This window comes from Candidatus Rickettsiella isopodorum (assembly GCF_001881495.1).
GTDB classification, from domain to species: Bacteria; Pseudomonadota; Gammaproteobacteria; order Diplorickettsiales; family Diplorickettsiaceae; genus Aquirickettsiella; species Aquirickettsiella isopodorum.
Genome location: NZ_LUKY01000033.1, coordinates 510,716 through 526,834 on the forward strand (window position 1 = coordinate 510,716; position 16,119 = coordinate 526,834).

Consider the following 16,119-nt stretch of genomic DNA (forward strand, 5'->3'; position numbering starts at 1 on the left):
AAGCTCTTATTCTATAGCTTTTTCAGTTAATTTTCTAGAATGTTGGTTGGTATTAATAATATAAATTCAGAAGTATGGTTATTTTTTCATGACTTTATAACTTAAAGCTTCCATTAAGTGTGGAGTTTTAATTTTTTCACATTCTGTTAAATCTGCAATAGTGCGTGCTATCCGTAAAATACGATGATAAGCACGTGTTGAAAGTTGAAATTTTTCTAAAGCATTTTCTAAAATTTTGTGATCGGTATTTGATAATTTACAGGCAATTTTTAAGATATTACCGTTTAAATTATGATTAAGTGTTCCAAATTTTTTTAGCTGTTTAAATTGTGCTTTTTTAACTCTATATCGAATAGTTTTGCTACTTTCTTCATGGCGTGGTCTCCGAAAATAATTTTTTGGTAAAGAATTAACTTCAAGGCACATATCAATACGATCCAAAAAAGGCATAGATAATTTTTTGCGATAACGTTGGATCTGTGGCGGTACGCACACACAAGGATGAACCTGACTACCTAGATAACCGCATGGGCAGGGATTCATAGCAGCAATTAACTGGAAATTAGCTGGAAATTCAGTTTGTCGGGAAGCACGTGAAATACTTATATTTCCTGACTCTAAGGGTTCACGCAAGGCTTCCAATACTTGCCGGTCAAATTCAGGTAATTCATCCAAAAATAAAACACCATGATGGGCCAATGATATTTCTCCCGGGCGGGGTGGATTGCCGCCGCCTACTAGCGCTATGCTTGAGGCGGTGTGATGCGGTCTACGAAAGGGAGGAAATTTCCAAGTGCTTAGTTCTAGAGATTGTCCACTGATTGAATGTATCGCAGCAAGTTCTAGAGCTGCTTCATCACTGAGTAAAGGTAATAAACTTATTAAACGAGAGGCAAGCATCGTTTTTCCAGTGCCTGGCGGGCCTATCATTAATAAGCTATGTTTTCCTGCAGCGCAAATTTCTAAAGCTCGTTTAGCATGTGCTTGCCCGAACACTTCAGATAAATCGGGTAATTGACGATGCTCAAGTTGAGAATAGTCTGCATGGTAATTTGATAAAGGAACTCGTCCATGTAAATGTGAGCAAACTTGTAAAATATTTTTAGCAGGTAAAATACTCGTTTTTTTATTGAAACTGGCTTCTTGAGCATTGGCTAAGGGCACTATAATAGTGTGGTTGGCTTTTTGTGCCGCTAACGAAAAAGGGATAATACCAGAAACGGGTCGAAGTTCTCCTGACAATCCTAGCTCACCGATAAATTCATACTGTTCGAGCGTATTGCTTGGTATCTGGTTAGAAGCTGCCAGAATACTTAATGCAATTGGCAAATCAAATCGACCTCCTTGTTTTGGAAGATCGGCAGGGGCAAGATTGATAGTTATTCGTCGGGCAGGAAATTCAAATTGCGCATTAATTATAGCGCTACGCACCCGATCTCGATTCCCTTTGACAGTTGTTTCAGTGAGTCCAACAATAGATAAACTAGGTAAACCATTTGATATATGAGTTTCAACAGTAACAGGAAGCGCTTGAATTCCGGCATTTGCACGAGTTTGCACAATAGCTAGTGACATAATCAGCTCCTTCTAATTTTTATTTTAATTGGTCACTTAAAAAATTAAATTGACTTATTTTTTACTTTTTTTACTTTTTGATTTAGTTAGATGGTTTTCTAAGTAAGCGATTTGTTTTTCCAATGTATTTAGTTTAATACGGGTTTTTGTTAAAACTTTTTTTTGTACATCAAACTCTTCACGTGTTACTAAATCAAGTTTTGCAAACATACTTTGCAAAATCGCTCGAAAGTTTTTTTCTAAATCTTTCTTAAATTTATTTAATCCGGGTGGCAGACTTTCGCTAAGTCGCTTTACGGCATCGTCAATAAATTTCGTATCAAACATACAAAAATTCCTCTTTATCGAATGACTATTTTAACCTAAGTGCCTATAATAACATTGAACTAGTTAATTAGTATGAGGGCAAATATTAGCTAAAGCAATTTTAAGAGTGCTTAATTTTTCGTCGACAACTAAAGTATATTTTTGTTCTGATATGGATAGCGGTTCTTCTCGCTCCTTTTGGAGTTTTAAAATAGATGAGTTTGCTTCAGAAATAGGATTATTTTGCATGTTCCGCTTTGTAATGCGTTGGTTTATTTCAAGATCATTGGTTTGACAATGAAGTATATAGAATGGCACTTTTAAAAGTTTAGCCAGATTATAGAACAACACTCGCTGGCTATGAAGAAGAAAGGTTGCGTCAATTAACACCGTTAATCTAGCTTTAATAACAATTTTTGCTAAACTTTTAAGTTTATTATAAGTTTTTTCAGTTGATTGTGGGGTGTAAATTCCTCCAAAAGGGCTAGAGTGAGAGTTTTCATATAAAGGTATGTTGAATAATTGTTTACGAATAATGTCGGAACTTATTTGTATAGCGCTGCATTCAATAGCTATGTTTTTTGCTGTGGTTGATTTTCCTGACCCAGCAAGTCCGTGCATAATGATTAAACATGGTTTTTTAGGGTGAGTGTAGAATTCTGCTAAATTTATGAAATTGTAATAATCATTACGAATATCTATTTTTTCTTTATCATTTAGATCTTTCTGATTTAGGCGGAATAAAGCTATTTTGGCGCGAACCACTGCTCGATAAGAAAGATAATAAGCTAATAAATTAAGCCCTTCATAATCGCCAGTAAATTGTAGGTAGGTATTAATTAATTGGTTAGCTAATTTGGGTTGCTTTTTTCCTGCTAAATCCATCACTAAAAAGGCAAGATCAGCAATGACATCGGTCCATCGCAAATCTTCATTGAATTCTAGGCGATCAAAAAGAACAAGTTTACCATGATAGAAAATAATATTCGCTAAATGTAAATCCCCATGGCAATCACGAATAAAGCCTTTTTCTTTTCGCTTTTCAAAGAGTTTTTGATGTTTAGTAAATTGTTTGTTAGCCCATAAGGCTAACTTTTTTACTTGTGCTATATCGGTAGGATTGCTAAGTAAAGGAATGATTTGCTCAAAATTTTGCTGAGTAGGAGCATGTACCTCCTCAGGAAGGCCAAAGCGTGAATTCTTGGGTGCAGCAGGTGTTTTTTTATGAAATTCTGCAATTAATTGACCTAATTGGTCAATAAGCGGAGCACTTAATTTTCCTTGTTTAAGGAGTGCGCTTAGTAAATTATCTTGAGAAAATTCGCACATCTTGATGGCATACTCTAAAATAGGTCCTGTGTCGCCATTAATTTGAGGGTGTTCGATGTTCCCTGTAATAGGTACCACAGCAAGATAAATTTCGGGTGCAAATAATTGACCTAACCGTAATTCCTCTTCGCAGAAATATTTACGTTTTTTCAAGGTTGAAAAATCTAAAAAACCAAAATCAACAGGTTTTTTTATTTTATAAGCATATTTCCCCGTCAATATCACCCAGGAAACGTGAGTTTCAATAAGTCCAAGTTGTAGAACTGGATGATTAAAAGCACGGTTAGATAGAAGATTTTTAATTAAAAAAGAATTAGGCATAGCAGAAGATTAAATATCAATATTTATTAAGCAATTAGATACTATAGCGTAACTTATTATGGGTTGTAAGGGGTATAGATACAGAATAGAAAATTTTATAAGGGATATTTCAAATGAAATTGCCGTATGCGAAAAAATTAATCCAGCAGTTATTAATGGAAGCACAAATTGAGATAAATGGAAAAAATCTTAGAGACATACAAGTTCATAATGAAAAATTTTATATGCGGTTGTTAAAAAATCCTATTTTAGCTTTGGGTGAATCGTATGTAGAAGGATGGTGGGATTGTGAAAGTCTTGATGAATTCTTTTTTTATTTATTGCGCACAGAATTACCTGAAAATATAAAAAGAAATAAATATTTTATTTATTATTTTATAAAAGAAAAGCTGCGTACACTTATTTTAAGTGGTTTTAATTTACAAGCAAAATCCCGTGCATTTGAAGTAGGTAAACATCATTACGATAAAGGGAACTCATTATATCAAGCGATGTTAGATGAGAATTTGACCTATAGCTGTGCTTATTGGAAAAAAAGTAAAAATTTAGATGAAGCTCAACAAGCTAAGCTGGCATTAGTCTGTGAGAAATTAAAACTAAAACCGGGTATGAAGGTGCTCGATATAGGATGTGGCTGGGGAAGTTTTGCTCGTTATGCGGCAGAAAATTATGGGTGTTCAGTTTTAGGATTGACAGTATCCAAAGAGCAATATGATTACGCTAAAAAGATTTGCCAAGGTTGGCCTATAGAAATTCTTTTCAAAGACTATCGAGATGTTACGGGATTATTTGATCGCATTTGTTCAATAGGCATGTTTGAGCATGTAGGACCAAAAAATCACAAAACCTATATGAAAATTGCACACCGGTGTTTAAAAAAATCCGGATTGTTTTTATTACACACTATCGGGAGTAATACATCAAAATATCATCCTAATCCATGGATACATAAATATATATTTCCAAATGGAATTTTACCTTCTATTCGTCAAATCGGAAAAGCGAGTGAAGGCCTTTTTATCATGGAAGATTGGCATAATTTTGGGGCTTATTACGATAAGACATTAATGGCTTGGTTTGAAAACTTTAATAAATCTTGGATTTTTTTAAAAAAAGATTACGATTATGCATCTTTTTACCGAATGTGGAAATACTATTTATTAGCATGTGCAGGAGCGTTTAGAGCACGTGATCTTCAGCTATGGCAAATTGTTTTTTCTAAAGGCGGTGTAATTCATGGGTATGAATCTATTCGTTAATTGACGAAAACTAGCTGTTCTTGTTCTTAAAAATCATTGTTTCTTACTCTATAGTGGAAAAATACAGAGTAATTAAATATTAATTATTTTTCTAAAGCTAGTTTCTCCAAGAGTTAGATTTAAATAAATTAAAGATAGAAGTTATAAGATGGTTTACCCCCTAGTACTTTTATGAAACAATGTAAGCCTAATTTATGTGGAGAATATCGTGTGATTGACGAGGAAGGTTTTCGTATAGGGGTTGGTATTATTGTTGCTAATTCTGAAGGGCAAGTCCTTTGGGCTAGACGCATTGGTCAGCATGCTTGGCAATTCCCTCAGGGTGGCCTTCAAACTAATGAAACACCAGAGCAAGCTCTATTTAGAGAACTTTATGAAGAATTAGGATTAGAAGATTCCGATGTTGAGCTACTAGGGGGGACAAAGAATTGGTTATATTATTGGTTACCTCCCCATTTACGACGTTCACATATGCAACCATTATGCATTGGACAAAAACAAAAATGGTTTTTGCTTTGCTTAAGGGGGGATCCGGAAAAAATTCGTTTTGATGTGACTCGTTCGCCTGAGTTTGATCGTTGGCGTTGGGCTCCGTATTGGTATCCAATCAAGCAAGTTATTACATTTAAGAGACATGTTTATCGGCGTGCGTTAGAAGAATTAGCGACATTACTTCCCTCTGAAGTTATGCAACCAAGGCGGGTTAGTAAATTGTGTAGCAACTTAACGTTGGTAGAAAAGGTCGAATAATCAAATAAATATAAACTTATTTGCGCATACTTACGGATTTAAGGATAGCACAAAAGCAGTATTTAAACCGTAATTTAAGCGTATGCCCAAATACTAATTAGTTAGGTGTTTGCTATGTTGAAGCTACTTCGTCGTATTGTTCAAGAGATCAGCGCAGCGCAGAGTTTTAAAGAAGCCTTACGGACCTTAGTAAGACGGATTCGTGAAGCTTTGAATACTCAATCTTGCACAGTTTTTCTTCTTGATAGCGAAAAAAATTATGTTTTACTCGCAACTGAGGGCTTAAATTCTAGATGTGTTGGGAAAGTGCGTTTTGGTTTTGATCAAGGCTTAGTTGGCTTAGTTGGGCAGAATGGCGAATTAATTAATATTGAAAATGCACCAGAACATCCTGATTTCTTATACATCGCAGATATAGGCGAGGAGCGTTTTAAAGCCTTTCTTGGCGTCCCTATTATTCATAATCGTGCCTTACTGGGTGTATTGGTTGTTCAACAAGAAGAACAGCGTTGTTTTGATGAAGCAGAAGAGGCTTTTTTAGTAACTATGGCTGCCCAATTAGGGGGTGTATTAGCACACGCCGAAGCGACCGGAGAAATATTTTCTTTATTTAAGGAAAATAAAAAACAATTACAACAGGATATTAGTTTTCAAGGAATAGCAAGTGCGCCAGGTATTGCCATAGGACAGGTAGTTGTCGCTTATCCATTTGCTGATTTAGAAGCAGTTCCCTATAAAAGAGCCGATGATGTATTAGCAGAAATAGCTCAATTAAAGAAAGCTTTTAAAGCAGCACGAGATGATATCCATCGTTTAAAAAAACATATGATGTCCGTGTTACCTGAGGAAGAGCAAGCACTATTTGACGTTTATTTAGCAATTTTAAATAAAGCTAGTTTGGAAAAAGAAGTAATAATAGCCATTAAAACTTCCCATCAATGGGCGCAGACAGCTTTGCAATCAGTTATTAGTACACATGTGCAACATTTTGAGAAAGTTGATGACGATTATTTGCGTGAAAGAGCTGCCGATTTAAGGGATTTAGGACGCCGAATATTAATGCATTTACAAAACAACCAATTTACGCCACCCCTCTACCCAGAAAATACTATTCTGATTGGTGAAGAAGTGAGTCCATCGGCTTTAGCGGAGGTGCCTGAAGGTCGATTAGCAGGGATAGTTTCTATAAGAGGCTCTAGCCACTCTCACCTGTCTATTTTAGCACGCTCTTTAGGGATTCCTGCTGTCACTGGAGTTGAAAATTTACCAGTCAACCAGCTTGAAGCGCAGACTTTAATTATAGATGGCTCCCAAGGCCGTATTATTGTAGCTCCTTCTGGGAGGGTTAAACAAAGCTTTACTACACTGATACAACAACAAAGTGAATTTACAAATAGCCTAGAGGCATTGCGAGAATTACCTGCTCAAACATTAGATGGTTATAGCATCGCTCTTTGGGTAAATACGGGTCTTATGGCGGATGCCAGCCTTTCTTTAACAGCTGGTGCAGAAGGTATAGGGCTATATCGCACTGAAGTACCCTTTCTAATTCGTGATTGCTTTCCCGCTGAAGATGAACAATATGGTTTATATCGTCAATTATTGGCGGCATTTTCACCACGACCCGTTGTAATGCGGACACTAGATATTGGAGGAGATAAGGCATTACCTTATTTTCCTATTAAAGAAGATAATCCATTTTTAGGTTGGCGTGGGATCCGTGTAACACTGGATCATCCCGAAATATTTTTAATCCAAATCCGTGCAATGTTACGAGCTAATTTGGAGTTTAATAATTTACGCATTATGTTGCCAATGGTGAGTTGTGTTGCTGAGGCTGATCATGCTTTACGTTTGATTGATCAAGCGTATGAAAAAGTAGTGAGTGAACATACTCAAGCATGTAAGCCTCCCATTGGGATAATGATTGAGGTTCCTTCTGCAATTTATCAAGCACGGGCATTAGCGGAACGAGTTGAGTTTCTATCAGTAGGAAGTAATGATCTTACTCAATATATGTTAGCAGTAGATCGGAATAATCCTCGTGTAGCTAATTTGTATGATCCGTTTCAGCCAGCAGTTCTAAAGGCTTTAGTACAAATTGTAGAAGCCGCTCATCAAGCGAAAAAACCGATTAGTATTTGTGGAGAAATGGCTAGTGATCCTTTAGCTGTACCATTACTTTTAGCCATGGGATTTGATGCCTTGAGCATGAATTCTTTTTCCATTCCTCGAATAAAGTCAGTCATTCGACAAATTAGTTTTAACGAAGCTAGAAATACATTAGTACAAATTTTAGCAATGGATAATGCTGCGGATATAAGAAAATATTTAAATAAAGAATTATCAAGATTTAACTTGGATTATTTAATACCTGTTACTGGATAGTCGTATGAATTGGTGCGAAAAATGTCAATCTAGTTTTAATGGGTACCCTTTAGAATGTCCGGAGAGGGTATCACGCCCCGAAAGCTATGCGGAATTGAAACCTAGCCAATTAATTTCTATAGCGCGTGGTTCTGGGGGCAGTTATGGTGATGCTGCTTTAAATGCGCAAGGAGAGATCATTTTAACAAATCGTTTAGATCGTTTTCTCGAGTTTGATGTATATAAAGGGGTACTTTCGGTTGAATCAGGTATTACTTTAGCAAAAATATTGGAACTTATAGTTAAACAAGGTTGGTTTTTGCCCGTAATGCCTGGAACAGCAGAGGTTTCCTTAGGTGGGTGTATTGCTACAGATATACATGGAAAAAATCATTGGCATGCAGGTTCTTTGGGGCAACATGTTCTTAGTTTACAGCTTGTTATTGCTAATGGAGAAAAGGTAAATTGCTCACCTAAAGTTATGCCAGAATTATTTTGGGCTACTATAGGTGGTATGGGCTTAACAGGAATTATTGGTGTAGTGACTTTACAATTAAAGCGAATTGAAACAGCTTATATGAAAGTGCAACATCGAGTTGCACATAACCTGGAACAGGTATTAGGGGAGTTGGGTCAAGAGGATGATGAGTTTGAATATAGAGTAGCCTGGTTAGATACTTTAAATAGGTCATTTTTTCATGGCGTTATTATGAAGGCAAAACATGCAGACTTATCGGAACTATCTATTCGCCAACAAAAATCAGCTTTTTCACTTTCAAAATATATTTCTTTTAATTGTCCTTACTCACTTCCGTGTTCTCTTTTATATCCCAAATTGATAAAACTATTTAATAAAGTCTATTATTACCATTTGACTAAAAAGGATCAATCTTTTTTACAGACTTATCATGATTATTTTTTCCCATTGGATCGCATAAGAAATTGGCCTCGTTTGTATGGTAAGAAAGGTTTTATTCAATATCAATGCGTAATACCAACAAAATTTGCCCACTCTGCTATTAACGAAATATTAGAAACTTTACAGAAGCATAAACATCCTATTTATTTAGCTGTATTAAAACATTTTGGGCAAGAAAATTTAGCTCCATTATCATTTCCACTTTCAGGATTTACTTTAGCGCTTGATATCCCTCTTCGTAATGAAAAAATATTTACATGCTTAGATATTTTGGACGAAATAGTGATTCATGCGGGAGGAAGAATTTATTTGGCAAAAGATGCTCGTTTAAAACCAGAAGCGTTTCGTAAAATGTATAAACGATACCTAAACTGGTTGAGAGTCAAACAATATTGGGACTCACACAACAGGTTTAGTTCAAGTTTATCCAGGCGCTTGAAACTTGGTTTCTAAATTTCTCTAATAATTTAAGTCTAAGTTTTTTAAAAAAGCTTGTATTTTTGGTTCACGACCGCGGAATTTTTTAAACAATTCGATAGCATCAATTGCTCCCCCTTGCTCTAAAATAGTATGTAAAAAAGCTTTCCCAGTTTCTTCATTAAAGATTCCATCCTCTTGAAATTTAGCAAACGCATCACATGCCAAAACTTCTGCCCAAAGATAACTATAGTATCCAGCAGCATAACCACCTGCAAAAATATGTGAAAATCCATGCTGAAATCGATTGAATGTTGCTATAGATATTATGTCGATTTGCTTACGTATTGAATCGAGTAAATCTTGGATTTGCTCATAACCTTTGGCAGGATCAAATTCTAGATGCACACGAAAATCAAATAATGATAATTCTAGTTGTCTTAATAATTGAAGGCCAGCCTGAAAATTTTTGGCTTCACGCATTTTAATAATCAGCGTTTCAGGTAAAGTTTTACCTGTTTTGTAATGGCTACTGATTTGATCTAGAACTAATTTTTCCCAAACAAAATACTCTAAAAATTGACTTGGTAATTCGACTGCATCCCAAGCAACCCCATTAATGCCTGAAACAGCAGAATAATCAATTATAGTCAACATATGTTGTAAACCATGACCAAACTCATGGAATAAGGTTAAAACTTCTTCATGTGTTAATAGCGGAGTTTGTGTAAGATCGATAGGAGGAGAGAAATTACAGGTTAAAAAAGCAATAGGTGTTTGAATATCGTTATTATTTAAACGGCGTCGCGATTGATAATCGTCCATCCAAGCTCCTTCACGTTTCTCTGGTCTTGCATACAGATCTAAATAAAACTGCCCTCGTAATTGTTGTTGATTATCTGTAATGGCGAAAAAACGAACCTGTGGATCCCAAATCTCCACACCTTTAATTTCTTTAATTTGCATCCCAAATAAACGTTCAATTAAGTTAAAAAGTCCCGAAAGGACTTTATCGACAGGAAAATAACAGCGTAGGGTATCATCACAAATACCAAATTTTTTTTCTTGTAATTTTTCACGATAATATAAAATATCCCAAGCCTGTAGAGTTTCAATTTGATCTCGAGATTGTGCAAAAGTAGAAAGCTCTTTCCATTCTTCTTTTGCTTTGAGTTGTGCATAGGCGAGTAGCCCCTGTAAAAACTCAAGTACATCTTCAGGGTTTTTTGCCATTTTATTCAAAGCTAAACTTTTTTGAGCATAATTTTTAAAGCCAAGTATTTGACTTAATTCATGGCGTAAATTAAGTATATTGAACATTACTTGGCTATTATCAAAGGCTAGATTACTGAGCTCAGAAGCTCGGGTAATATGAGCTTTATATATTGATTCACGTAAAGCTCGGTTATCAGCATAGGTTAATATAGGAAAATAAGACGGATAATCTAGAGTAATTAAAAAGCCGGTTAGTTTTTTTTCTTGTGCGATTTTTTCAGCGTTTGCGATGACATAAGCGGGGACTCCTTTTAACGTGGATCTATCGCTAATGTGTTTTGACCATTCCGCTGTAGTATCCAGTAAATTTTCTTCAAATTGATTCGATAATTGGGATAATTGAGTTTGAATGTCTTGAAATCTTTTTTGCTGAGTTTTGGGTAAATCGACACCACCTAAATGAAAATCTCGTAATTCGTTATGTAGACATTTTTCTTGTGCATAATTGAATTGATAATCACTATTAGCTAAATTTTTAATGGATTGATAAAGAGCATAATTTTGATTTAATTCGGAACTATAGGCACTTAATTTGGGAAGACATTCGTTATAGGCATAGCGTAAACCAGAGGTTTGTTTGACGGCATATAAATGGTTGATTGGAGACCAAAATTGCTGAAGTCGGTCATCCAAATCATCTAATTTCTGAATAAAACTCCAATCAAGAGGAGTAACTTCAGCTAATAGTTGGGCTAATTCAGATCGATTATTGTCAAGTAGATTATCTAATTCTCTGACTATATTTTTTGGATTAATTTCATTAAATTTAGGTAATGCATTCATCATGTGTTCCTAAGAGTGTTGTATTTAGCTATTATTTTTTTGATAAAAAATCAAACTGAGTTTATTTTGTCTGATGAAGATAAATTTTTAGCGATGCTTTTATCTGACTAAGTTTAAAGCCACGATATTGAAGATAACGTATTTGACGTGACTGTTCTTTTAGGAGACAACTAGGCCTAAACTTTTTTTGCAGAGTCTTTTGAATAATGGTTAACCAAAATTCTTCATCTTGGGGAAGTTGAGAAAAAATAATATCATTACTTATACCATATTGATGACATTCGGTAGTGATCCGTATAGGCCCATATCCTTGCCTTATGCGTTTTTGAATAAATGTTTCACAAAAACGTACTTCGTTTAAAAATCCTTGTTGAGTTAAAATGTCTAAAACAGCTCCTATCGATTGATGCAGAAATCCTTTTTTCACCAATTTCTCTCGAAGCGTAAAGCGAGTATGCTCTCTTCTTGCTAAATGGTCCAAAGCAATTTGATAGATATTTTTGTCAATTTCTAAGACAGCATCATATAACATACACTAGCATTATTGTTACTCAACAATTTCAGTTTCCAGTTCTGACACTTCAGACAGATTATTTTCAGAAGGTTTGTTGATTAATTTTTTTCGAATCTCCGTTTCTAGTTTTTGAAAAATTTCAGTACGATCTTTCAAAAATTGCTTCGCATTATCTTTTCCTTGACCAATTCGTTCACCTTGATAACTATACCAAGCCCCTGCTTTATCGATTAATCCATTCGTTACACCGAGATCAACAATTTCTCCTAGGTGACAAATTCCTTGATTATAAAGAATTTCAAACTCAGCTTGCCTAAATGGAGGAGCAACTTTGTTTTTTACTACTTTGACTCGAGTTTCATTACCTATGACTTCATCACCTTTTTTGATGGAACCCGTGCGACGTATATCAAGACGTACTGACGCGTAAAACTTTAGTGCATTGCCGCCTGTTGTTGTTTCAGGATTACCAAACATAACCCCAATTTTCATACGGATTTGATTAATAAAGATAACAAGAGTGTTGGAGCGCTTAATATTTCCTGCCAGTTTACGTAAAGCTTGTGACATTAAACGGGCTTGTAAACCCATATGCGAATCACCCATTTCTCCCTCAATTTCGGCTCGAGGAGTTAGTGCCGCAACAGAGTCTACCACGATGATATCGATTGCATTAGAGCGGACTAACATATCAACAATTTCTAGTGCTTGTTCTCCTGTGTCAGGTTGAGAAACTAGAAGCTCATCTTTTTTTACACCTAATCTCTCGGCGTAATTAGCGTCAAGCGCGTGTTCGGCGTCAACAAATGCCGCGACCCCTCCTATTTTTTGACATTCGGCAATCGTTTGCAGGGTAAGTGTCGTTTTACCAGAAGATTCAGGCCCATAGATTTCGATGATGCGTCCGCGTGGTAATCCACCTATCCCTAAAGCGATATCTAAGCCTAAAGAACCTGTAGAGATTACATCGACAGAAACCTGGCTAGAATCACCTAGGCGCATAACAGCACCTTCCCCGTGTTGTTTTTTAATCTGACTTAATGCCATTTTAAGGGCTTTTTCTCGTGAATTACTTGCATCACTCATAGCGCAGGTACCTTTATAAAGGAAAAAATGTAAAAATGGACTCTAACAAACATTATCGCATAAAATAAGCGACTGTCTCTATATGCTTTTTAGAGAGATCCACTTAAAAAGCAAGTATTTGTTTAAATTTTAAACAAATACTTGCGAAACCCATGCATTTTAAGCGCATGATTTTTTATAGTGAAGGTTATAAAGATTAAAAATGTAAGAAAAAGATCTGATAAGAGGCCTAATGAAAATACAAGTTCCTTCATTTAAATCAATCCGTGCTTTAGTTGTAGGGGATGTCATGTTGGATCGTTATTGGTCTGGTGATACATCCCGAATTTCTCCAGAAGCGCCCGTACCGATAGTTCATGTAAGAAGTCTTGATGAGCGTCCAGGCGGCGCAGGAAACGTCGCGTTAAATATAGCCGCGCTAGGTGCGCAGGTCGATTTACTTAGTTTTTGTGGAGATGATGAGGCGGGTAATATACTTGAGGAAAAACTAAGTCATGCTGGGGTCAATTGTTATTTATACAAGCTACCACAATCACCTACAGTGACTAAGCTTCGTATACTCAGTCTGCACCAGCAATTGATACGGCTCGATTTTGAAGAGACACCTTATCAATTGAACTATACCTATCTAAAACAATTATTTGAGCAAAAAATTGTACAGTGTGATGTAGTCATATTTTCCGATTATGCCAAAGGATGTTTGGCTCAGGCTCAGGAGCTCATTCAATTAGCGCGAAAAGCAAATAAGCCCGTATTCGTTGATCCTAAGAGTAATAATTTTATTGCCTATCATGGTGCTACAGTGTTAACACCCAACCGGCGGGAATTTGAAGTAGTAGTAGGAAAATGTAATAGTGAGCAAGCTTTATTGCAAAAGGGTAAACAGCTTTTAAAAGAGCATAATTTTGAAGCGCTACTGGTGACACGAGGGGAACAGGGAATGACGTTAATTCGAGACGATCAACCCGAGATTTCCTTATCGGCTTTTGCTAAGCAAGTTTATGATGTTACAGGTGCAGGCGATACGGCAATAGCTTGTTTAGCGCTAACTTATGCGATACAAGCTGATTTAGTCCATTCAGCACAACTTGCCAATATTGCTGCAAGCATAGTCGTGGGAAAAATTGGAGCAGCTACAGTCAGTCCAGCCGAACTAAGGCGAGCGATACAAATTCAGCAGCTCTCCTTTCATGGTGGTATTTTGACTGAAGATGAACTTAAAATAGTTGTTGCAGATGCAAAAGCGCATAATGAACAAATAGTGATGACAGGAGGTTGTTTCGATATTTTACATGCGGGTCATGTCGCTTACTTAGAACAAGCAAAACGTTTAGGCGATCGATTAATCGTAGCGATTAATGATGATAATTCCGTATCAAGCTTAAAAGGTTCAGGAAGACCGATAAACAAATTAGCCAATCGAATGGCGGTATTAGCAGGATTGAGTGTAGTAGATTGGGTAGTATCATTTAGTGAAGCAACTCCAGAACGTCTTATTAAACTGTTATTGCCAGATATTTGGGTAAAGGGAAATGATTATCAAGTCAATGATCTTTCTGAAGCGAAAGCAATACAAGAATATGGTGGCCAGATAAAATTAGTTGATTTGGTCAGAGGATGCTCTACTAGTGCGATCATTTCAAAAATTCAAGAACAAGAAAGAGAATCTTCATGATTGTCGTTACAGGTGGGGCAGGTTTTATTGGTAGCAATTTAGTTAAACAACTTAACCTGGTTTACCCTGATATACCGATTGTAGTCGTTGACGATCTAACAGATGGAGCTAAGTTCAGAAATATTGTGGATTGCTCGATTACTGACTATTTAGACCAAAATGAATTCTTAGATAAAATTAAGCAAAATAAGATTTTTTCTAAACTAAAAGCAGTTTTTCATCAAGGTGCTTGTTCCGTGACTACCGAATGGAATGGACACTATATGATGAATAATAATTATGAATATTCTAAAAATTTATTGCAGTACTGCTTGGCTTGGAAGATTCCTTTCATTTATGCTTCGAGTGCTGCCGTATATGGTTTGGGAACTGTTTTTAAAGAAGAATTAGTGTATGAAAAACCCGTAAATGTTTATGCTTATTCTAAATATTTATTTGATCAATATGTAAGAAGTATTTTTTATGATATAAAGAGTCAAGTTGTAGGTTTACGTTACTTTAATGTTTATGGTCCTAAAGAAAGCCATAAAGGTAGTATGGCCAGTGTGGTATTACATGCGGATAAACAACTTAAAAGTACAGGTATTATAAATTTATTCGAAGGAACGGATGGTTACGCTAATGGCGAACAACTTAGAGATTTTATCTATGTTGACGATGTTGTTGCTATTAATCTTTGGTTTTTAAAATCTAAAAAAAGTGGAATTTATAATGCAGGGACAGGAAATTGTGAAAGTTTTAATACACTCGCACAAGCAGTTATTGATTTTTATGGTCACGGAGAGATCCACTATATTCCATTCCCAGAACATTTGAGAGATTGTTATCAAAATTTTACTCAAGCTGATCTTTCAAAATTGCGTAATGCAGGTTATCAAGGAGCTTTTCGTAATGTTGCTAATGGGGTCAAAGATTATCTTTCTATGATACATAAAAATATTACCGTTTAATTCATTGCCACATTCTTTTTTTATCCATAAAATATAAATTCCGATAGAAAAATTTTAAAAAGGAGTTTTTTTTATGGATATTTATTCTTCTTTATTGACTACTTTGCTAGCGTCAATTATAACTACACCAGTTTTAGCAACTACCAGCCCTTTTATTTCGCATAATAATACCGTGTTAACTTCTTCCCCTGCAAAAACACTATCTAATTCAGTTTCAGCACTGGTTAATATTAATACAGCGGATGAAGAGACCTTAGCAGCAGAATTAAAAGGCATTGGTTTAAAACGTGCTAAGGCAATTCTTGCTTATCGTAATGAGCATGGACCCTTTCAATCTATTGATGATTTGATAAAAATCAAAGGAATAAGTAAAAGAATAGTGGATCAAAATCGCGAAAAAATAACTGTTTAATGAGGTTTCAGATATAAAAGTTGATTAAAAGGGAGGATAACAAAATTATATCTGAGTTGTGTGAAGTGGTATTCGTTGTGCTTGAGAAGGCGAAATTCTTTATTCAAGCACAATGAATCAAAAACAATAGGCGTAATTAGCAATTGTGAGTTTTTGTAAGCGCCATAATCATGCAGCAATC

Annotated in this window: 13 protein-coding genes; 7 read left to right on the top strand and 6 right to left on the bottom strand. The window is 35.7% G+C overall.

What is annotated here, in order from left to right:
• Window positions 1-78 precede the first annotated feature (78 nt).
• From A1D18_RS06335 to A1D18_RS06345, 3 genes are all read right to left on the bottom strand, one after another.
• Window positions 79-1,575: a YifB family Mg chelatase-like AAA ATPase gene (locus tag A1D18_RS06335; protein ID WP_071662934.1), complete on the bottom strand. Its 1,497-nt coding sequence runs from the start codon at window positions 1,573-1,575 to the stop codon at window positions 79-81.
• A 54-nt stretch (window positions 1,576-1,629) separates the two neighbouring features.
• Window positions 1,630-1,902 (bottom strand): ubiquinone biosynthesis accessory factor UbiK, encoded by a 273-nt coding sequence (gene ubiK / locus A1D18_RS06340; protein WP_071662935.1) that lies wholly within the window; start codon window positions 1,900-1,902, stop codon window positions 1,630-1,632.
• A 63-nt stretch (window positions 1,903-1,965) separates the two neighbouring features.
• Window positions 1,966-3,531 (bottom strand): bifunctional aminoglycoside phosphotransferase/ATP-binding protein, encoded by a 1,566-nt coding sequence (locus tag A1D18_RS06345; protein WP_071662936.1) that lies wholly within the window; start codon window positions 3,529-3,531, stop codon window positions 1,966-1,968.
• 113 nt (window positions 3,532-3,644) lie between these two features.
• On the opposite strand from A1D18_RS06345, the gene cfa reads away from it, so the two are divergent.
• From cfa to A1D18_RS06365, 4 genes are all read left to right on the top strand, one after another.
• Entirely contained in the window at window positions 3,645-4,790 is a 1,146-nt protein-coding gene (cfa, locus tag A1D18_RS06350) for a cyclopropane fatty acyl phospholipid synthase (RefSeq protein WP_071662937.1), read from the top strand.
• Between the two features lie 171 nt (window positions 4,791-4,961).
• Window positions 4,962-5,540 carry an RNA pyrophosphohydrolase gene (locus A1D18_RS06355; RefSeq protein WP_342741280.1) on the top strand — a complete coding sequence of 193 codons (579 nt, stop codon included), beginning with the start codon at window positions 4,962-4,964 and terminating at the stop codon, window positions 5,538-5,540.
• A gap of 114 nt (window positions 5,541-5,654) precedes the next feature.
• Window positions 5,655-7,928: a phosphoenolpyruvate--protein phosphotransferase gene (gene ptsP, locus A1D18_RS06360; RefSeq protein WP_071662938.1), complete on the top strand. Its 2,274-nt coding sequence runs from the start codon at window positions 5,655-5,657 to the stop codon at window positions 7,926-7,928.
• A 4-nt stretch (window positions 7,929-7,932) separates the two neighbouring features.
• Window positions 7,933-9,279: an FAD-binding oxidoreductase gene (locus tag A1D18_RS06365; RefSeq protein ID WP_071662939.1), complete on the top strand. Its 1,347-nt coding sequence runs from the start codon at window positions 7,933-7,935 to the stop codon at window positions 9,277-9,279.
• 6 nt (window positions 9,280-9,285) lie between these two features.
• Here A1D18_RS06365 and A1D18_RS06370 read toward each other — a convergent pair whose 3' ends face one another.
• The 3 genes from A1D18_RS06370 to recA are packed head-to-tail and all read right to left on the bottom strand — an operon-like array spanning window position 9,286 to window position 12,901.
• Window positions 9,286-11,304: a M3 family metallopeptidase gene (locus A1D18_RS06370; protein WP_071662940.1), complete on the bottom strand. Its 2,019-nt coding sequence runs from the start codon at window positions 11,302-11,304 to the stop codon at window positions 9,286-9,288.
• A 58-nt stretch (window positions 11,305-11,362) separates the two neighbouring features.
• On the bottom strand, window positions 11,363-11,833 hold the full coding sequence (locus A1D18_RS06375; protein WP_071662941.1) for a regulatory protein RecX: 471 nt from the start codon (window positions 11,831-11,833) through the stop codon (window positions 11,363-11,365).
• Window positions 11,834-11,848: 15 nt separating this feature from the next.
• Window positions 11,849-12,901: a recombinase RecA gene (gene recA / locus A1D18_RS06380; RefSeq protein WP_071662942.1), complete on the bottom strand. Its 1,053-nt coding sequence runs from the start codon at window positions 12,899-12,901 to the stop codon at window positions 11,849-11,851.
• Window positions 12,902-13,133: 232 nt separating this feature from the next.
• Between recA and hldE the strand changes: the two genes are divergently transcribed.
• From hldE to A1D18_RS06945, 3 genes are all read left to right on the top strand, one after another.
• Window positions 13,134-14,576: a bifunctional D-glycero-beta-D-manno-heptose-7-phosphate kinase/D-glycero-beta-D-manno-heptose 1-phosphate adenylyltransferase HldE gene (gene hldE / locus A1D18_RS06385; RefSeq protein WP_071662943.1), complete on the top strand. Its 1,443-nt coding sequence runs from the start codon at window positions 13,134-13,136 to the stop codon at window positions 14,574-14,576.
• The gene (gene rfaD / locus A1D18_RS06390; RefSeq protein WP_071662944.1) at window positions 14,573-15,526 is read left to right on the top strand and encodes an ADP-glyceromanno-heptose 6-epimerase; all 954 of its coding nucleotides are present in this window, start codon (window positions 14,573-14,575) and stop codon (window positions 15,524-15,526) included. The genes hldE and rfaD overlap by 4 nt, the downstream gene beginning before the upstream one ends.
• A gap of 73 nt (window positions 15,527-15,599) precedes the next feature.
• Entirely contained in the window at window positions 15,600-15,938 is a 339-nt protein-coding gene (locus A1D18_RS06945; RefSeq protein ID WP_071662945.1) for a ComEA family DNA-binding protein, read from the top strand.
• Window positions 15,939-16,119 lie beyond the last annotated feature (181 nt).